This is a genomic window from Streptomyces sp. NPDC047108 (genome assembly GCF_040643575.1).
Taxonomy (GTDB): domain Bacteria; phylum Actinomycetota; class Actinomycetes; order Streptomycetales; family Streptomycetaceae; genus Streptomyces.
On sequence record NZ_JBEYUP010000001.1, the window covers coordinates 143,436 to 161,330 of the forward strand.

16 protein-coding genes are annotated in these 17,895 nt (G+C 71.6%); 5 read left to right on the forward strand and 11 right to left on the reverse strand.

Features of this window, described 5'->3' with window-relative positions:
• Positions 1 to 156: 156 nt before the first annotated feature.
• Entirely contained in the window at positions 157 to 1,155 is a 999-nt protein-coding gene (locus ABZ822_RS00610) for a fatty acid desaturase (protein WP_360845268.1), read from the forward strand.
• Positions 1,156 to 1,162: 7 nt separating this feature from the next.
• Positions 1,163 to 1,837 (forward strand): TetR/AcrR family transcriptional regulator, encoded by a 675-nt coding sequence (locus tag ABZ822_RS00615; protein WP_360845270.1) that lies wholly within the window; start codon positions 1,163 to 1,165, stop codon positions 1,835 to 1,837.
• 19 nt (positions 1,838 to 1,856) lie between these two features.
• Here the strand turns inward: ABZ822_RS00615 and ABZ822_RS00620 are convergent, their stop codons facing one another.
• Complete coding sequence (locus tag ABZ822_RS00620; protein ID WP_360845272.1) at positions 1,857 to 2,282, reverse strand: glyoxalase; 426 nt, start codon at positions 2,280 to 2,282, stop codon at positions 1,857 to 1,859.
• Positions 2,282 to 3,187, reverse strand: coding sequence for a methyltransferase domain-containing protein (locus tag ABZ822_RS00625; RefSeq protein WP_360845274.1), 906 nt, complete (start codon positions 3,185 to 3,187; stop codon positions 2,282 to 2,284). Before ABZ822_RS00625 ends, ABZ822_RS00620 begins: the two co-directional genes overlap by 1 nt.
• Positions 3,188 to 3,317: 130 nt before the next feature.
• Between ABZ822_RS00625 and ABZ822_RS00630 the strand changes: the two genes are divergently transcribed.
• A complete protein-coding gene (locus tag ABZ822_RS00630; protein WP_360845276.1) occupies positions 3,318 to 3,815 on the forward strand; it encodes a MarR family transcriptional regulator in 498 nt (165 codons plus the stop codon).
• Here the strand turns inward: ABZ822_RS00630 and ABZ822_RS00635 are convergent.
• From ABZ822_RS00635 to galT, 4 genes are all read right to left on the reverse strand, one after another.
• Positions 3,774 to 4,568: a response regulator transcription factor gene (locus ABZ822_RS00635; RefSeq protein ID WP_360845278.1), complete on the reverse strand. Its 795-nt coding sequence runs from the start codon at positions 4,566 to 4,568 to the stop codon at positions 3,774 to 3,776. The genes ABZ822_RS00630 and ABZ822_RS00635 overlap by 42 nt on opposite strands.
• 328 nt (positions 4,569 to 4,896) lie before the next feature.
• On the reverse strand, positions 4,897 to 6,072 hold the full coding sequence (galK, locus tag ABZ822_RS00640; protein WP_360846887.1) for a galactokinase: 1,176 nt from the start codon (positions 6,070 to 6,072) through the stop codon (positions 4,897 to 4,899).
• Between the two features lie 68 nt (positions 6,073 to 6,140).
• Positions 6,141 to 7,133 carry a UDP-glucose 4-epimerase GalE gene (galE, locus tag ABZ822_RS00645; protein WP_360845280.1) on the reverse strand — a complete coding sequence of 331 codons (993 nt, stop codon included), beginning with the start codon at positions 7,131 to 7,133 and terminating at the stop codon, positions 6,141 to 6,143.
• Positions 7,130 to 8,200: a galactose-1-phosphate uridylyltransferase gene (gene galT, locus ABZ822_RS00650; protein ID WP_360845282.1), complete on the reverse strand. Its 1,071-nt coding sequence runs from the start codon at positions 8,198 to 8,200 to the stop codon at positions 7,130 to 7,132. The genes galE and galT overlap by 4 nt, the downstream gene beginning before the upstream one ends.
• A 187-nt stretch (positions 8,201 to 8,387) precedes the next feature.
• Between galT and ABZ822_RS00655 the strand changes: the two genes are divergently transcribed.
• Both ABZ822_RS00655 and ABZ822_RS00660 read left to right on the forward strand, forming a co-directional pair.
• Positions 8,388 to 10,061, forward strand: coding sequence for a sodium:solute symporter family protein (locus tag ABZ822_RS00655; RefSeq protein WP_360845284.1), 1,674 nt, complete (start codon positions 8,388 to 8,390; stop codon positions 10,059 to 10,061).
• Positions 10,062 to 10,092: 31 nt separating this feature from the next.
• Positions 10,093 to 10,491 (forward strand): hypothetical protein, encoded by a 399-nt coding sequence (locus tag ABZ822_RS00660; RefSeq protein ID WP_360845286.1) that lies wholly within the window; start codon positions 10,093 to 10,095, stop codon positions 10,489 to 10,491.
• 100 nt (positions 10,492 to 10,591) lie between these two features.
• Here the strand turns inward: ABZ822_RS00660 and ABZ822_RS00665 are convergent, their stop codons facing one another.
• The 5 genes from ABZ822_RS00665 to ABZ822_RS00685 form a co-directional block, all read right to left on the reverse strand.
• Positions 10,592 to 11,320 (reverse strand): LuxR C-terminal-related transcriptional regulator, encoded by a 729-nt coding sequence (locus ABZ822_RS00665; protein ID WP_360845288.1) that lies wholly within the window; start codon positions 11,318 to 11,320, stop codon positions 10,592 to 10,594.
• Positions 11,321 to 11,577: 257 nt separating this feature from the next.
• Entirely contained in the window at positions 11,578 to 13,380 is a 1,803-nt protein-coding gene (locus tag ABZ822_RS00670) for a PQQ-binding-like beta-propeller repeat protein (protein ID WP_360845290.1), read from the reverse strand.
• 309 nt (positions 13,381 to 13,689) lie between these two features.
• Positions 13,690 to 15,504: an ABC-F family ATP-binding cassette domain-containing protein gene (locus ABZ822_RS00675; protein ID WP_360845292.1), complete on the reverse strand. Its 1,815-nt coding sequence runs from the start codon at positions 15,502 to 15,504 to the stop codon at positions 13,690 to 13,692.
• A gap of 258 nt (positions 15,505 to 15,762) precedes the next feature.
• On the reverse strand, positions 15,763 to 17,148 hold the full coding sequence (locus ABZ822_RS00680; RefSeq protein ID WP_360845294.1) for an acyltransferase: 1,386 nt from the start codon (positions 17,146 to 17,148) through the stop codon (positions 15,763 to 15,765).
• 380 nt (positions 17,149 to 17,528) lie between these two features.
• The gene (locus tag ABZ822_RS00685; RefSeq protein ID WP_360845296.1) at positions 17,529 to 17,894 is read right to left on the reverse strand and encodes a hypothetical protein; all 366 of its coding nucleotides are present in this window, start codon (positions 17,892 to 17,894) and stop codon (positions 17,529 to 17,531) included.
• Between the last annotated feature and the right edge of the window lies 1 nt (position 17,895).

The window sequence follows — 17,895 nt, forward strand, 5'->3', positions numbered from 1 at the left end:
GGCGGGGTGCGGACCGCGCTGTCCGACGCCACCAGGATAGGTCGCGGTCACCACGCCGTTATCCACAGCCTCTTGCCCGGGCTCCGAGCCCTGCCATACTTACGATGCCGTAGGTTACGGAACCGTAGCCAAGTCCAGTCCGATGAGGGACGCCGTATGACCACAAGCCCCGATGTGATCGAAGACGCCCCCAAGGCGAACGACACCCCGGTTACCGCCGCCACCCTGGGCGGGGACAAGAAGCGGTCGATCGAGCAGATCGCCCTGCTGCTGTTCATCACCGTCCCGTTCGTGGCACTGATCGCGGCGGTGCCGCTGGCCTGGGGCTGGGGGGTGAGCTGGCTGGACCTCGGCCTGATGGTGTTCATGTACTACCTGGGCTGCCACGGCATCACGATCGGCTTCCACCGCTATTTCACCCATGGCTCCTTCAAGGCGAAGCGGCCCCTGCGGATCGCGCTGGCCATCGCCGGTTCGCTGGCCGTGGAGGGCCCGCTGGTGCGCTGGGTGGCCGACCACCGCAAGCACCACAAGTTCTCGGACGCCGAGGGCGACCCGCACTCGCCGTGGCGTTTCGGTGAGACGGTGCCGGCGCTGATGAAGGGCCTGTGGTGGGCGCACATCGGCTGGATGTTCGACGAGGAGCAGACCCCGCAGCACAAGTACGCGCCGGACCTGATCAAGGACGACGCCGTGCGGAACGTCTCACGCCAGTTCGTGCTCTGGACGACGCTCTCGCTGCTCTTCCCTGCGCTGGTCGGCGGTCTGGTGACCTGGTCGTGGCAGGGCGCGGTGACGGCGTTCTTCTGGGGTTCGCTGGTCCGGGTGGCGCTGCTCCATCACGTCACGTGGTCGATCAACTCCATCTGCCACGCGGTCGGCAAGCGTCCGTTCAAGTCGCGTGACCGCTCGGGCAATGTGTGGTGGCTGGCCGTGCTCTCCTGCGGCGAGTCCTGGCACAACCTGCACCACGCCGACCCGACCTGCGCGCGGCACGGTGTGATGCGCGGGCAGATCGACTCCAGCGCCCGGATCATCCGCTGGTTCGAGCGGCTGGGATGGGCGTACGACGTGCGCTGGCCGGACCAGGCGCGGATCGACGCCAAGCGCGCCCCGCGAATCTCGGATGAGAGCGATGCCGCGAAGGCGGCATGATTGACGGGTGGCGATCGACAACAGCAGCGAGAAGACGCGGTCCTCTTCGTCCGGCACCCGGCGGCAGCGCCGGGTGCGGATGAGCGGTAAGGAACGCCGGGAGCAGCTGCTGGACATCGGCAGGACCCTGTTCGCCGCGAAGGGCTTCGAAGGCACGTCGGTGGAGGAGATCGCGGCCAAGGCCGGGGTCTCGAAGCCGGTGGTGTACGAGCACTTCGGCGGCAAGGAGGGGCTGTACGCGGTGGTCGTCGACCGCGAGATGCGCCGGCTGCTGGAGATAGTGCAGGGGGCGCTCACGGCGGGGCATCCGCGGGAGCTGCTGGAACAGGCGGCGTTCGCGCTGCTGGACTACATCGAGTCGTACACGGACGGGTTCCGCATCCTGGTGCGGGACTCCCCCGTCGCGCAGTCGACGGGCACCTTCGCGTCGCTGATCAGTGACATCGCCACGCAGGTCGAGGACATTCTGGGTCTGGAGTTCAAAGCCCGGGGCTTTGATCCCAAGCTGGCGCCGCTGTACGCGCAGGCGCTGGTGGGGATGGTGGCGCTGACCGGCCAGTGGTGGCTGGACGTACGGAAGCCGAAGAAGGCGGAAGTCGCGGCGCATCTGGTGAATCTGGCCTGGCACGGCCTGGACGGCCTGGAGCCCAAGCCCCGGCTGATAGGTCACCGCCGGAACTAGGACCCCAGGCCGGGCCCGCCTATGCGGCGGGACCCCCGCGGACCGGTTCCGGCTCCGCCGCCGGTCCGGTGACCGGCTCCGGGACGGGGACCGGCTCCAGGAACTCCAGGCGGTTGCCGACCGGGTCCTCGGAGAAGAAGCGACGGTGCCCGGGCAGGTTCGTATCCCAGGTGACCACGGCTCCCGCGGCCGTGATGCGGGCGGCGAGGGTGTCGATCCCGCTGACCCGGATCCCCGGACGGGCCTTCCTCGCCGGGCGGAAGTCCCCCTCGATGCCGATGTGGAGCTGAACGGCTCCGCGGGCGAACCAGCAGCCGCCGCGCGCGGCGAGCACCGGCGGTTTCTCGAGTTCGCTCATGCCGAGCGCGCCGGTGTAGTAGGGCCTTAAGCGCTCCTCGCTCCCCGCCGGGGCGGCCAACTGCACATGATCGATGGCGCTCAGCATCAGTGCTCCCCCACCGGCCCGGGGCCGTCCCCGTACTTCCGCGCGACGGCGAAGATCCTCCGGAACGGGAAGACCGTGCCGTGCGGGCCAGGCGGGTACGCCTTGCGCAGCAGGTCGCGGTACTGGCCGAGGAACTCCTCGACGGCCGGCTCGTCCCCGGCGAGAGCGGTGAGGACGGGCCGCAGCGCGGTCCCCTTGACCCAGTCGAGGACGGGGTCCTCGCCCTGCAGAAGCTGGATGTAGGTGGTCTCCCAGGCGTCGGCCTCGCAGCCGAGGTCGGTGAGCCGGGTCAGGTACTCCCACGGTTCCAGAATGTGGACGAACCGCCGCCCCTGGCTGCCCAGCCGCTCGCGCCACTGCGGGGTGTCGCACAACTCGCCGAGCAGGGCGTGACTGGGGGAGACGAAGTTGCCGGGGACCTGGAAGGCGAAGATGCCGCCGGGCGCGAGGGCGTCGATCCAGGCCGCGAAGGACTCCGCGTGGCGGGGCACCCACTGGAGCGCGGCGTTGGAGACGATCAGGTCGTAGGTCGCGTCGGGGGTCCATCCGGCGGCGTCGGCGTAGCGGAAGTCGAGGCTGCCGCCGCCCGGGGTCGGCCCTGCGACCGCCTCGGCCTCGGCGAGCATCTCGGGCGAGTTGTCGAACCCGGTGATCCGGGCGTCGGGCCAGCGGTCGGCGAGCAGGGCGGTGACGTTGCCGGGGCCGCAGCCGAGGTCGGCGATCCGGAGCGGGCGCCCTCGGCCCTCCGGTGCGGCGCCCGGGGCGGCGCCGGTGGCGCCGGTGGCGCCGGACGGAGCGTCCCCGGCGGGGAGCTCGGGTATCCGGGCGAGGAGGTCAAGGAAGGGGCGGGTGCGATGTCCGGAATGGCGCAGATACTGCTGCGGGTCCCATGTGGGAGCGGGCATGGATGGTTCCCCTTGCTGGTACAGCGGGAAGCGGAATTGCTTCCTCGAGCCGACGATCCCCCCTACGTTGACGGGAATGTCTCTTGACGTCAAGAGACTTCACGTCGACAGACCTACTACACTGATCGCCATGGAGGACGAGGTCGATCGGCTGGTCGCTGCGTGGCGCCGGGAGCGCCCTGACCTCGACGTGGAGCCCCTTGAGGTGCTCAGTCGCGTCAGCCGGCTCGCGCGGCATCTGGACCGGGCACGGCGGCTCGCTTTCACCGAGCACGGGCTGGAGTCCTGGGAGTTCGACGTCCTGACGTCACTGCGGAGGGCCGGGGACCCGTACCAGCTCTCGCCGGGGCAGTTGCTGACCCAGACCCTGGTCACCTCCGGGACGATGACCAACCGCATCGACCGGCTCGCCAAGAAGGGCCTCGTCGAGCGGCTGCCCGATCCCAGTGACCGCCGCGGTGTCCTCGTCCGGCTCACCACCGAGGGCCGCGACCGGGCGGACCAGGCCCTGGCCGGCCTGCTCGAGCAGGAGCGGGCCATCCTGGCCGAGCTGTCGCGCGGCCAGCGTGCCGAACTCGCCGGATTGCTACGCCAGCTGACCGCCCCTTTCGACAACGTCCCCGGCTAGGTCCGCGGGGCCCACACCCGCTCGGCGTGCCAGCGCGACCGCGGCGAGCGTGGAGTGCACGCCGAGCTTCCCCAGCACGTTCTGCATATGGGTACGGACGGTGTGCGGGGAGAGGTAGAGCCGCTCGGCGACGGCCTTGCGGCCCAGGCCGGCCACCATGCAGCACAGGACCTCGCGTTCGCGCGGGGTCAGCGACTCCACGAGCTGCTCGCTCTCGGTGCGGTGCTTGCGGGCCGCCGTCAACTCCCGCAGGACGCCGGTCAGCAGGGCCGGCGGCAGATGCGTCTCGTCGCGCAGCACCCCGCGCAGCACCACCAGGAGCCGGGACAGCGAGCAGTCCTTGGCGACCCAGCCGGAGGCCCCCGCCTGGAGGGCGGCGGCCGCGCGGCGCGGGTCGTCGCGCTCGGCGAGCACGACGGTGCGCACACCGGGCTGGACCGAACGGGCCCTGGTCACCAGGGAGATGCCGTCTCCGGCGCCGTTCACCGCGGGCTGCCCGGGCCCCGCGGCGGCCGCGGCGGCTGCCGCGGTGCCGGAACCGGTGACCACGGCGTCGTGTCCTCCCAGGTCGGCGTCGGCCAGCAGGACGTCGAAGCGGCGGCCCTCGGTCGCCGCGCGCTCCAGGGAGCGCATCGCCGCGGGCGCGCTCCCTGCGGCCGCCACGTCGACATCCGGCTCGGCCGCGAGCGCGGCTGCCAGCGATTCAGCGAAGATGCGGTGGTCATCCACCACCAGGACCCGGATACGTGTCACGAAACGACCCCCCAAGTGTCGGGGAATGGGCAGTTGGGGTACGGCGCCTGAACAGAAAAGGACACACGCGTGCACGGCCGCCGCCGTGCCATGTCGCATTCCGCTCGGGGCGCCGTACCCGACTGTCTCGCCCCCTGAATCGGCACCGGCCCCCACCGGTGCTGTGCATCAGCGTACGGCTGCACCCGTGCGGGGGAAGCGGATTGGGAAAAGTGTTTGCCCAGGTCGTCCAGGCCGTACCACATGCGTCATTAGGGGACACAAGTCGACAAAGAACGCCAGTAGTTGACCACTTGACGGCCCCTCCGGCCCCACCGGACGCGCGGATTCAGGCCAGTCTGCGGGCCCCCGCGGAGGGCACCGCGGTGAAGAGTCGCGGCGCCCGGTGGCCCGCCGAGGCGAAGGCGTCCGTCACTGCCCGGGCGACCGCGTCCGCCGCGGCCTCCTCGACCAGCACGATCGCCGAGCCGCCGAAACCGCCGCCCGTCATCCGGGCCCCGAGCGCACCGGACGCGTTCGCCGACGCGACCACCAGGTCGAGTTCGGCGCAGGAGACCTCGAAGTCGTCACGCAGAGAGGTGTGTCCGGCGGTCAGCACCGGGCCGATGGCAGGGGTCTCCCCGCGGTCCAGGAGTCCGAGCACCTGCTCCACGCGGGCGTTCTCGGTCACCACGTGCCGGACGCGGCGGCGTACGACCGGGTCGCCGAGGGCGGCGAGTGCCTCGTCCAGTCCCTCCGGCGTGATGTCGCGCAGGGCGGGCACGCCAAGCGCACGCGCGCCTTCCTCGCACGCCGCGCGCCGGCGTGCGTAGGCGCCTTCGCCGAGTTCGTGCTGGACGCGGGTGTCCACGACCAGAAGGCGCAGCCCCTCGGCCGCGAGGTCGAACGGGACTTGGCGCTGGGCGAGATCGCGGGTGTCCAGGTGCAGCGCGTGGCCCTCGGTGCAGCAGGCCGACGCGGTCTGGTCCATGATCCCGCAGGGCACGCCGACGTACACGTTCTCCGCGCGCCGGCCCAGCCGGGCGAGCTGCCACCGCGGTACGCCGAGACCGAACAGGTCGTTGCAGGCCAGTGCGGTGACGATCTCCAGGGCCGCCGAGGACGACAGGCCGGCGCCGGCCGGGACGGTGGACGCGATGTGGACGTCGGCTCCCGTCACCGCGTGCCCCGCGTCGAGCAACGCCCGCACCACACCGGCCGGATACGCGGCCCAGCCCCCGGCCCCGCCGCCGGTTCCGCCCGGCTCCAGCGCCTCCGGGCGCAGTTCGACGACACCGCCCGGCACGTCCGCCGAGTGCAGCCGCAGGAGGCCGTCGGTGCGGCGGGCCACGGCGGCGAGCGCGGTGTGCGGCAGGGCCAGCGGCATCACGAACCCGTCGTTGTAGTCGGTGTGTTCGCCGATCAGGTTGACCCGGCCCGGCGCCGCCCACACGCCGTCGGGCCGCGAGCCGTACAGCGCCCGGAACGCCGCCGCGACACCGTCGGCCCCGTCAGCGAACGCCACGGCTCCGTCCGCCGGCCCGACGATCCGGTCCGGCACGTCCCCGTCCGCCTGCCCGGCGCCCCGGTCCGTCACGCCCGCGCGTCCCGTTCCTGCGCGAAGGCCCACGCGTCGGCGACGATCCCGGCGAGGTCGGCGCGGCTCGGCCGCCAGCCCAGACGCGTACGGGCCCGCTCGGCGGAGGCGACGAGCACGGCCGGGTCGCCGCCGCGGCGCGGTGCCGTGACCTCGGGGACCGGGTGGCCGGTGACCGTGCGGACGGTCTCGACGACCTCGCGGACGGAGAAGCCGTTGCCGTTGCCGAGGTTGCAGATCAGGTGCTCGCCGGATTCCGCGGCGGCCAGGGCGAGGAGGTGTGCTTCGGCGAGGTCGGCCACATGGATGTAGTCGCGGATGCAGGTGCCGTCGGGGGTCGGGTAGTCGTCCCCGAAGACGGAGATCGCCTCGCGCCGGCCCTGGGCGACCTGCAGGACGAGCGGGATGAGGTGGGACTCGGGGTCGTGCCGCTCGCCGTACGTGGTGCCGTCGCCCGACGCGTACGCCCCGGCGACGTTGAAGTACCGCAAGGACACGGCGGCCAGGCCGTGGGCCGCGCACTCGCCGCCGATCATGTGGTCGACGGCGAGCTTGGAGGCGCCGTACGGGTTGGTGGGCGCGGTGACGGCGTCCTCGGTGATCGGGACCTCGTCCGGCTCGCCGTAGGTGGCGGCGGTGGAGGAGAAGACCAGGGTGCGCACCTCGGCCGCGCGCATGGCGGCCAGCAGCTCGGTGGTGCCGCCGACGTTGTTCCGCCAGTACTTCTCGGGGTTCACGACGGACTCGCCGACCTGCGAGAAAGCGGCGAAGTGCAGCACGCCGTCGTAGGAGCGGTCCAGCCACTTGGCCGCGTCCTGGATGCGCCCCTCGATGAACTCGGCCCCCGCCGGAACCCCTTCGCGGTGGCCCGTGGAGAGGTCGTCGAGCACGGTCACCGCGTGCCCGGCCTCGAGCAGATGCGCGGCGACGACACTGCCGACATAGCCCGCACCGCCGGTGACCAGGTACTTCTTCTGCTGGTTGCTCACTCGCTCGCTACCTCTCGCAGTCGCTCGGCCGCGGCCTCCGGCGGCACATCGTTGATGAACACATTCATGCCGGATTCGGAACCCGCAAGAAACTTCAGCTTGCCGGAAGTGCGGCGAATGGTGAAAAGCTCGAGGTGCAGCGCGAAGTCGCCGCGGTTCGCGGCGCTCAGCGGCGCCTGGTGCCAGCCCGAGATGTACGGCGTGGGCGACTGCGCCGCGCCGTCCCTCCCCTCATCCGTTCCGTCGAAGATCCGGTCGAAGCGCCTCAACAGTTCCAGATAGAGCTGTGGGAACTCTGTGCGCGCCGCGTCGTCGAGCGCGACCAGGTCCGGGACGCGGCGGTTCGGGTAGAGGTGCACCTCGTACGGCCACCGGGCGGCGTACGGGACGAACGCCGTCCAGTGCTCACCGGCCAGCACCACGCGCCGCCCGTCGGCGCGCTCCTCGGCGAGGACGTCGTCGAAGAGGTTGCGCCCGCCGGTGTGCGCCGCGTGCTCGGCGGTCGTGCGCAGCATGCTCGCGGTGCGCGGCGTGACGAAGGGATAGGCGTAGATCTGGCCGTGCGGGTGGCCGAGCGTGACGCCGATCTCCTCGCCCCGGTTCTCGAAGCAGAACACCTGCTCCACGCCCGGGTGCTGGGCCAGTTCGGCGGTGCGGTCGGTCAGCGCGTCGAGGACGAGCCCGGCCTGTTCCCCGGTCAGATCGGCGAACGAGGCGTCGTGGTCGGAGGTGAAGCAGACCACCTCGCAGCGGCCGGCGTCGCCGGTCAGCGAGGGGAAGCGGTTCTCGAAGACCACCACGTCGTAGTCGTCGGCGGGGATCTCGGTGCGCCGGCCGCCGCGGGAGGGGCAGAGCGGGCAGGCGTCGGGCGGCGGGTGGTAGGTGCGGTCCTGGCGGTGCGAGGCGACGATCACCGATTCGCCCAGGAGGCGGTCGGCGCGGATCTCGGATGCGGTGCGCACAGGGGGGAGCGGGCGCTCGTCCCGCGCGTCCCGCGCGGCGTCGTCGGAGAGGTCGTAGTAGAGCAGTTCGCGCCCGTCCGCGAGACGGGTCGATGTCTTCTTCACCTTGGCGCTCCTCGCCACTACCATCATCCCGCAAACAGAAACGAACACAACAAACCACAACTCAACAGGGCCGTCAACAACGCGTCGCCTCCTGGACAACTGCCCCCAAAAGGACCACGTTCGGGGGCGTTATGTCGGTGCTGCGGCCAATCTGCGGAATGCGCCCCGGACCCGGAGAGAGTGATCCATGCACCATCTGGCAGCAGAACGACTCCGACTCCCCACCAACGCACTCGACTACGCCATCCTGATCCTCTATTTCGCCGTCGTGCTCGGCGTCGGCCTCGCGGCCCGGCGCAGTGTGAAGACCAGTCTCGACTTCTTCCTCTCCGGACGGTCGCTCCCCGCCTGGATCACCGGGCTGGCCTTCATCGCGGCCAACCTGGGCGCCCTGGAGATCCTGGGCATGGCCGCGAACGGCGCCCAGTACGGCGTCTACACCGTGCACTGGTACTGGGTGGGCGCCATCCCCGCCATGGTCTTCCTCGGCCTGGTGATGATGCCCTTCTACTACGGCTCCAAGGTCCGGTCCGTCCCCGAGTTCCTGCTCCACCGCTACGGGCCGCCCTCGCACCTGCTCAGCTCGATCATCTTCTCCGTGGCGTCCGTCCTCATCGCGGGCGTCAACCTCTACGCGATGGCGATCGTCATCGAGGCGCTGCTCGGCTGGCCGCAGTGGGTGGCCATCGTCGTCTCCGGGCTCTTCGTCCTCGTCTACATCACCCTGGGCGGTCTCTCCTCGGCGATCTACAACGAGGTGCTGCAGTTCTTCGTCATCCTCGCCGCGCTGATCCCGCTCACCGTCGTCGGACTGGCGCGCGTCGGCGGTTTCGGCGGGCTCAAGGACTCGCTGACCTCGTCGATGGGCGACGACTTCGTCTCCGCCTGGGGCGGTACGGGCATCGGCTCGGACAACCCGCTCGGCGCCAACTGGCTGACCATCGTGCTGGGCCTCGGCTTCTGCCTGAGCTTCGGCTACTGGACGACCAACTTCGCCGAGGTGCAGCGCGCGCTGTCCGCCAAGAACCTCTCGGCCGCCCAGCGCACCCCGCTCATCGCTGCCTTCCCCAAGATCTTCATCCCGCTCATCGTGGTCGTCCCCGGTCTGGTCGCGCTGGTGATGGAGCCGTCCATCGGGAAGGAGGGCAGCGGCCTGGAGTACAACGACGCGGTGCCGGTGCTCATGCGCGACCTGCTGCCGAACGGCGTGCTGGGCGTCGCCATCACCGGCCTGCTGGCGGCGTTCATGGCGGGCATGGCGGCGAACGTCTCGGCCTTCAACGCCGTGTTCACCAACGACATCTGGTCCCGGTACATCAGAACGGGCCGCGAGGACACGCACTATCTGCTGGTGGGCCGCATCGTGACGGCGATCGGCGTGCTCGGCGGCATGGGGACCGCCTTCATCGCCTCGACGTTCAGCAACATCATGAACTACCTGCAGACGCTGTTCTCCTTCTTCAACGTCCCGCTGTTCTGCGTCTTCATCATCGGCATGTTCTGGAAGCGGGCCACCTCCGCCGCCGGTTTCTGGGGCCTCCTCACCGGCACGGTCGCCGCGATGATCAATTACTTCTGGTTCTACAAGGAGGGCGTCATCTCCATCCCCAGCGACCAGGGCGCCAACTTCGTCTCGGCGATCGTGGCGTTCGTGGTGGGCGGCGTGGTGATGGTCGCCGTATCGCTGTTCACCAAGCCGAAGCCCGTGGAGTCGCTGGCGGGCCTGGTGTACGGCACCACCTCGCCCGGGATGGCCGAGCCGCCCGCCCGCGGCGACGAGGCGTGGTACCGCAGGCCGGCGCTGCTCGGCTGGGGCGCGATCATCCTGGCTGCCCTGTGCTACATCCCGTTCTCCCTCTGAACTCCCGCCCACGAACCGACCGGAGAGCAGCATGACCGACGAGTACAGCTACCAACGAGAGGTCGAGGAGCTCGAGGAGAGGTCGGCGACGGCGGCCCGGCTCTTCGACGTCCGGCGCATCATCGGCGGACTGTTCGTGATCTACGGGATCGTCATCACCATCGCCGGGATCACCGCTTCCGACGCGGACATCGACAAGGCACAGGGCATCAACATCAACCTCTGGACCGGGCTGGCCATGCTCGCACTCGGGCTGGTCTTCCTGGTGTGGCTGAGGCTCCGGCCCGTCACACCGGCGCACCCGGCAGCAAGCCCCGACCTGCCCGAGCCGGGCGGCCCCGACGCGGGCGGCCCAGGGGCAGCCGGTCCAGGAGAAGGCGGCTCAGGAGAAGGCGGCTCAGGGACCGGAGGGCGGCAGCCGCAGGGCTGACGCACCCCGGCTCGCGGATGACCGTACGGGCACGGGGCGCCGTACGCGTACGGGAGCCCGCACGGTCATCCGCGCCGTACGAACAGGCAGCGCCGTACGGTCACCCGTGGGCGTCCCCGTGTCCCGTGCGGGCCCCCGGCACCCCGGGGACAGCGGCCGGGCTCGCGGTGTGGGCCCGGTCCAGCAGACCGGTGCGGGCCGCCAGCGCCGCCGCCTCCAGCCGCGATCCGACGCCCAGCTTCATCAGCACGCGCTGCACATGCGTCCGCGCCGTGCTCGGCGCGATCCCCATCCCGGCCGCGATGAGACGGGTGTCCTCGCCCTCCGCGACCCGTACGAGCACCTCGGCCTCACGCGGCGTCAGCATCTGCAGCAGCCGGGCTGCCTCGTCGTCCGGCTGGGCCGCGGGGTTGAGCAGTTCGGCGAACGCGCCCTGCAGCAGCTGGGGGGCGACGGCGGCGTCCCCGGCCCTGGCCTTCATCATGGCCCGTTCGACGCCCTCGATCCGCTCGTCGTGGCGTACATAGCCCGACGCCCCGGCGGCGAAGGCGGCGGCGATCCCGCGCGGGCTGGGCACCGGCCCGAGCACCACCACGGCGACCTGCGGCCGCTCGCGCTTGATGCGCACGACAGGGTCGAACGCCCCGGGCTGTGCCGGGGACGCCGTGCCGAGCAGGCACACCTCGGGCGCCCGGCTGACGACGAGTTCGGCCGCTCCGGAGCACGGCGCCGTCGCGGCGAGAACGCGGTGCCCGCGCAGTTTGAGCGCGGACGCCAGCGCCTCGGCAAGAAGACGGTGGTCGTCGACGACCATGAGCCGTACGCCCATCGGCTTCCCCAATCCCCCGACGCCCCGGGCCTCGTGTTCACCGGAAGCTACACGCTCGCTCCGCGTCGTGTGCCCGATACCGGCGAGGAGCCTCGACGTAGGCGGAAATTCCCCGCTATGCGCGCCCAGTTCATGCACCAGGCCCGGCACGCGGGGTGCGTGCCGGGCCTGGTGCGGTACCGGTGCGGTTGCGGCGGAGCAGTCGGGCCCGGCCCCCGCACCGCGCGCGGGCGGGCGCGGCCGGGCGCCGGTGCCTGCTACTCGGCGCCGAAGACGATCGCCAGGTACTCCTTCTCGCCCGCCAGCGGCGCGCGGTCGGTGACGTAGTGCTGGCCCATGTAGAGCTTGTTGTTCCGGTACACCACGTCCATGTTGAACTCGGGCCGGAACGTGCTCTCGGTGCGTGCCGTGGAGTTGTCGTTCTTCATCAGCACGCTCTGCTCGAGCGACTTGGCGTCGATGCTGACGATCTGGCCGCCCTTGTCGTAGGTCGGGTACTTGTACGCGATGATCTTGCTGCCGTCCGTGCGCAGCGGCACCATCACGCGCTCCTCCCCCGCGTCGGCCTTGCCCTTGGACTTGCCGCCGTCGAGGCTGAACGCGACGATCTCGTTGGTCCGCCCGTACTCCGCCTGGCCCTGGTGCTCCTTGGTGGGCAGGTAGAGCGTGTCCTGGGTGACGGCGAGCAGCTTGCAGTCCTCGACGTCGGTCGAGCCGCACTCGGGGGTGTACTGGCCCTGCTGCGTGGCGATCTTTCCGCGCAGCTTGCCCGCCTTCTTGCTGTCGTCGACGGCGAGGAAGTCCGAGACACCGCTTCCGGTGTCGTCGCTGGCGTCGACGGCGACGACGAGCGGGTCGGTCGAGGCGATGTGCACGTACTCGATGCCGCCGGGGACCTTGAAGACGGACTTCGGAGCGCCGCTGGCCGGGTTGAGCGTCTGGACCTCGAGCGTCGGCTTGGAGTAGTCGCCGCAGCGGCGCACGGCAACGAGCTTGTCGCCGCCGGCGTAACCGTCGTCCTGGCACTCGTCGTTGGCCGTGGGCTTCCAGAGCTGCTTGCCGCCTTCGAGCTTCCAGGCGGCGCCGCCTCCGGTGCCGCCCGCCGCGACGGTGCCGCCGCCGACGGTCACCTCGTCGAAGCGGACGCGCTCGTCACCGTCGGAGACGTTCTTCTGCCAGAGCTTCTTGCCCGAGTTGATGTCGATGGCCGCGACCTCGGTGCAGCCCTGGTGCGGCTTGTCCTTGGTGGCCTTGGCGCCCTGGAAGAGCACGGCGGTCCTGCCGTCCTCCGTCGTCTGGCGCGAGGCCCAGCAGATCGAGCCGTCGAGCGGGATCGTCCACTTCTTCTTGCCGCCGCCGGCGTCGTAGCCGACGATCTTGTCCACGTCGCCCTTGGCGAAGACGGAGTCGGTCACCCACAGGCCCTCGGCCGTCACCTGGTCGCTGACCTTGGGCCGCGGGATCGTGGTGATCATCTCGGCGTCGATGGCCTCGCCCGTGCCGCCGCCGCCCGAGCCGCCGCTGTCACCGCCGGAGCCGCTGCCGCCCGAGGAGTTCTTGGCCTCGTCCTTCGTGTCGCCGTCGTCGCCGCTCGTGACGAACCAGACGCCGCCCACGATCAGCAGCAGGGCCGCGACGGCCGCGCCCACGATGAGCACCACGCGCTGCTTGGACCGGCCGCCTCCGGGCGGGGTGGCGCCCGGGTACGGGGCCTGCGGCGGATACATGCCGTACTGCTGCTGGCCGTACGGGCCCTGGCCGTACGGCGGCTGGCCCGGGGGCTGCCCGTACTGCGGCTGCGGGCCGGGCTGTTGCTGACCCGGGTACCCGTACGCGGGCGGAGGGGTCTGCGGCGGCTGGCCCGGGGCGGGCGGGGTCTGCGGCGGCTGGCCGGGGGGCGGCGGCGCCTGCGGCGGCTGGCCGGCAGGCGGAGGTGTCTGCGGATAGCCGTACGCGGGCCGGCCCTGCGGCGGCTGCTGCGGATATCCGTAGGCAGGGTCCTGAGGCGCACCGAACCCGCCCTGCGGCGGCTGGTTCGGCGGCTGGGGCGGCTGTGACATCAGCGGTCCTCTTCGCGCGGGGTGCATGGCCCGACCGGCCTCCCCCGCGCTCCCGGGGGCGTCGAGTCCCGCCGGGATGGAGCGAACCGGGCATGCTCTCCCGCAATGCAACGGCACTCGAGCGGGAGTTCTTTGTATCACCCGGCACTGACGACCGGAGGGCCCAGGAGCGGCCCCGGCGGACAGTCGAGACCGGTCCGTGACGCCTCCGTTGCACAGCCCGGGGCACGCTCCTCGCGCGGCTCGTGCCCCGATGCCCCAACGGCCCCCCGCGCACCGGGAGTTGACGCGGACGGGCTCCGGGCGGGCTCAGACCTCGTCGGCGAGCTCCAGCCAGCGCATCTCCAGCTCCTCCCGCTCCGCCGCCAGCTCGCGCAGCTCCGCGTCCAGCTTCGCCACCCGCTCGAAGTCGGTCGCGTTCTCGGCGATCCGGTCGTGCAGGCCCGCCTCCTGGCCGCCGATGCGGTCCAGCCGGCGCTCGATGCGCTGGAGCTCCTTCTGCGCGGCGCGCTGGTCGGCTGCCGACTTCTGCGGCTTCTGCTGCTGCTCGGGTGCCGCCTCCGCGAGGACCCGGGCCGCGGACTCCTCCTCCATGCGGTGGCGGCGCTCCAGGTACTCGTCCACACCGCGCGGCAGCATCCGCAGCCGGTGGTCACCGAGCAGCGCGAACACCCGGTCGGTGGTGCGCTCGATGAAGTACCGGTCGTGACTGATGACGACGAGCGAGCCCGGCCAGCCGTCGAGGACGTCCTCGAGCTGGGTGAGGGTCTCGATGTCGAGGTCGTTCGTCGGCTCGTCGAGGAAGAGGACGTTGGGCTCGTCCATCAGCAGGCGCAGGATCTGCAGCCGCCGCCGCTCACCGCCGGAGAGGTCGCCGACCGGCGTCCACTGCTTCTCCTTGCCGAAGCCGAACTTCTCGCAGAGCTGGGAGGCGGACATCTCCCGGCCCTTGCCGAGGTCGACGCGCTGCCGCACGTCCTCGACGGCCTCCAGCACCCGCCGCTCCGGCGGCAGTTCGGCCACCTCCTGCGACAGATAGGCCAGCCGTACGGTCCTGCCCACGACGACCCGGCCCGCCTCCGGCTGGGTCTCGCCCTCCGTGCGCGCCGCTTCCGTCATGGCCCGCAGCAGCGAGGTCTTGCCCGCCCCGTTGACGCCGACGAGGCCGATGCGGTCGCCCGGCCCCAGCTGCCATGTCAGGTGCCGCAGCAGGACCTTGGGCCCGGCCTGGACGGTCACGTCCTCCAGGTCGAAGACCGTCTTGCCGAGGCGTGTGCCCGCGAAGCGCATCAGCTCCGCGCTGTCCCGCGGCGGCGGGACGTCCGCGATCAGCTCGTTGGCCGCCTCGATACGGAACCGCGGCTTGCTCGTACGGGCCGGGGCGCCGCGCCGCAGCCAGGCCAGCTCCTTGCGCACCAGGTTCTGCCGCTTGGCCTCCTCGGTGGCGGCGATGCGCTCCCGCTCGGCCCGCGCGAAGACGTAGTCGGAGTAGCCGCCCTCGTACTCGTGGATCGCGCCGCGCTGCACGTCCCACATGCGGGTGCAGACCTGGTCGAGGAACCAGCGGTCGTGGGTGACGACGACCAGAGCCGAGCGCCGCGCCCGCAGGTGGGCGGCGAGCCAGGCGATCCCCTCGACGTCGAGGTGGTTGGTGGGCTCGTCGAGCACGATGAGGTCCTGCTCGGCGATCAGCAGCTGCGCCAGCGCGATACGGCGGCGCTCGCCACCGGACAGCGGGCCGATGACCGTGTCCAGGCCGTCGGCGAAACCGGGCAGGTCGAGGCCGCCGAAGAGCCCGGTGAGGATGTCGCGGATCCGTGCGTTCCCCGCCCACTCGTGGTCGGCCATGTCGCCGATCACCTCGTGGCGGATGGTGGCGGCGGGGTCGAGCGAGTCGTGCTGGGTGAGCACGCCCAGCCGCAGCCCTCCGGAGTGCGTGACCCGGCCGGTGTCGGGGGTCTCCAGCTTGGCGAGGATGCGGATGAGGGTCGTCTTGCCGTCGCCGTTGCGACCGACGACGCCGATCCGGTCGCCCTCGCTGACGCCGAGCGAGACGCCGTCGAGGAGGGCCCGCGTGCCGTACACCTTGCCGACGGCCTCGACATTGACCAGATTGACGGCCATTTCACTCCTGCTCCTGCGCCTGTGCCGGCGCTGCGGTGATCGACCCTCCAGGGTAGTCGCCGCGGGAGGCGCCCCGGTCCGCGCCCGCCGGGCCGGGCGGTCACGGGCCGGTGCGGCGGTGTGCGTGTGCCGGTGGGGGGAGCCGGCGCAGGTGGGGCGGAGCCGTGTGCCGGTGGGGCGAGGGCCGGTGGCGGTGGGCGGAGCCGTGTGCCGTTGGGGCGGAGCCGTGTGCCGGTGGGGCGGGGGCCGGTGGCGGTGTCAGGCGCCCGGTGTCCGGCGGCCCGCGGTCTCCACGAGCACCCAGCCGAGTACGGCCATGGCGACCGCGGCGGGAGCCGTGATGTGGACCGCGATCAGCAGCGCCGTCCGTCCGTCGAGCAGCCCCCCGAAGCCGACCATCGACAGGCCCAGGACACCGAAGAGGCACAGCGTGACGCCCACCGCGGCAGCCGGGCCCGTCGCGCGGCGGGCCGCCGTACCGGCGCCCGGGGCGGGTACGGTCCGCGGCCGCGCGGCTGCAGGGCGTTCGAAGCGGCGGAACGCGGCGACCAGCAGCGCCGTGAGGGCTGCCGCGGCGGCGATACGGACCGGGGCGAGCGCCCACCAGACGGGCGTCGCGGGCCCCGGGAGGGACAGATCGAGCGCGAGCAGCAGCCCGTAGACCCCGAGCATCGCGGTGAGGTGCCAGAGGAACGCGGTCATCGCCACACCGTTCGCGACGACCACGCCCCGCCAGACGCGGGGGCGGGCGAGCAGGCGTGCGGCCGGGGCGCGCAGCATCTCGACCGCTCCGGTCAGCCACAAGCCGTGGCAGAGCAGGGCGAGCGTGGGCGGCGCCATGTTGCTGACCTTCTCCCCCGGCATCCCCACCATGCTGAGCGGATAGGGGCCGAACGCCACCAGCGCCGACGCCCCCGCGAGACCGACCGAAGCCAGGGTCGCGGGTACGCGCAGCCCCGCCGCGGAGAGCCGCCCGTCGGCGCGGAGGAAGCCGAGCTGGTGAACGGCGAGCCAGACGAACGCGAAGTTGAGGAACTCCACGTACGGCACACCGAAGGCGAACCGCAGCCCGTCCACGGCCGCGGCCGCCCCCGCGAGCGCCCCGAACGCGCCCCAGCCCCACCGCTCGTGCAGGCGCAGCAGCGGCGGGGTGAACGCCACCATGGCGAGATAGATCCCGATGAACCACAGCGGCTGGGCGACGAGCCGCGCGGCGACATCGGTCAGCGGGCCGTCCCCGCCGAGGAGTTGTACGGCGAGGGCACCCGCCGCCCACACGGCGATGAAGACCATGGTGGGGCGCAGCAGCCGCTGCAGCCGGGCGCGGAGGAAGGCGGGGTAGAGCCCGGCCCCTCCCCCGTCGGCGGCGCGCCTGCGCAGGGAGCGGTAGGACAGCGCGTGCGAGAAGCCGCCGACGAAGAAGAACACCGGCATGACCTGGAGCAGCCAGGTGACCGGCTGGAGCGACGGTTCGACGGCGAGCAGGTTGCCCACCTGCGCACGGCCGTCCCCATCCGTGGTGACGGCGGCCATCAGCCAGTGCCCGAGCACGACGGTGCCGAGGGAGGCCGCCCGCAGGAGGTCGATGTACCGGTCGCGGTGCGCGGGAGTCGCGGCGGCGAGGTCGGTGGCGCTGGTCTTCATGCGGCCAACGTGCCCGGGGCGGGCACCGCGCCGTCACGGCGGCGGTACTCAATTCCCGGCGGGCGGGTGTAGGTACGCGTACCTAGGCCGTACGCATCCGGCCCGCCCGTGAGCGGACAGCCCCGAGGACGGCGCGCCTTGAACGGGTTACGTCCGGAAAGTAGTTGAAGCTACGTGCCCGCGCTCCGGCACGCGTGCCGTCCCCGCGCTCGGCCCGTCCTCGGCAGGACGAAGCCAGATCCGTCACACGACCATGGCCGCCTGGGCAGGGCTCGGGGCCGGGATCGCGGTGCGGCAGGTGCCCGAGGCACGGTGGGCATCGGCGAGGGCCGCGGCCGCCGATGCGTCCCCGGGCCAGGAAGGCGCACGTCGGGCAGTGTTCAGCTCAGAGACTTCTCGATGGCCTCGAAGATGTCCGAGTCGGTTTCCTTCTGCCAGTCCGGGAGTTCAGGCCAGTCGGCCACGTAGCCGGGCTTGGGGTCTTCGAAGTGCTTGTACATCTGCGCTGTCCAGCAGGTCGCGACGAAACGGCCCTTTTGCTCGCGCGTCAGCCGCGTGGCGTGGCTGTTGCTCACTTCGAGGAACTGGCGAATTTGTTCGTGGACGGCGCCCGCTGCCTGACGTTCCCACTCTGGCGTGTCTTCCCAGGGCGTCACATAGCTGGGCTTGGGCTCGCCCGGGAAGTGTTTCTTCACTCCGGCGATCCAGGTTTCCCGGAACACCTGTGCGCCCTCGGCCTGCTCCATG

Excerpts from the sequence above, each read along its gene's own strand:
- ABZ822_RS00610 (WP_360845268.1), top strand. The coding sequence starts at position 157 with ATGACCACAAGCCCCGATGTGATCGAAGACGCCCCCAAGGCGAACGAC.
- ABZ822_RS00620 (WP_360845272.1), bottom strand. The coding sequence starts at position 2,282 with ATGCTGAGCGCCATCGATCATGTGCAGTTGGCCGCCCCGGCGGGGAGC.
- ABZ822_RS00625 (WP_360845274.1), bottom strand. The coding sequence starts at position 3,187 with ATGCCCGCTCCCACATGGGACCCGCAGCAGTATCTGCGCCATTCCGGA.
- ABZ822_RS00630 (WP_360845276.1), top strand. The coding sequence starts at position 3,318 with ATGGAGGACGAGGTCGATCGGCTGGTCGCTGCGTGGCGCCGGGAGCGC.
- ABZ822_RS00655 (WP_360845284.1), top strand. The coding sequence starts at position 8,388 with ATGCACCATCTGGCAGCAGAACGACTCCGACTCCCCACCAACGCACTC.
- ABZ822_RS00660 (WP_360845286.1), top strand. The coding sequence starts at position 10,093 with ATGACCGACGAGTACAGCTACCAACGAGAGGTCGAGGAGCTCGAGGAG.
- ABZ822_RS00665 (WP_360845288.1), bottom strand. The coding sequence starts at position 11,320 with ATGGGCGTACGGCTCATGGTCGTCGACGACCACCGTCTTCTTGCCGAG.
- ABZ822_RS00670 (WP_360845290.1), bottom strand. The coding sequence starts at position 13,380 with ATGTCACAGCCGCCCCAGCCGCCGAACCAGCCGCCGCAGGGCGGGTTC.
- ABZ822_RS00675 (WP_360845292.1), bottom strand. The coding sequence starts at position 15,504 with ATGGCCGTCAATCTGGTCAATGTCGAGGCCGTCGGCAAGGTGTACGGC.
- ABZ822_RS00680 (WP_360845294.1), bottom strand. The coding sequence starts at position 17,148 with ATGAAGACCAGCGCCACCGACCTCGCCGCCGCGACTCCCGCGCACCGC.
- ABZ822_RS00685 (WP_360845296.1), bottom strand. The coding sequence starts at position 17,894 with ATGGAGCAGGCCGAGGGCGCACAGGTGTTCCGGGAAACCTGGATCGCC.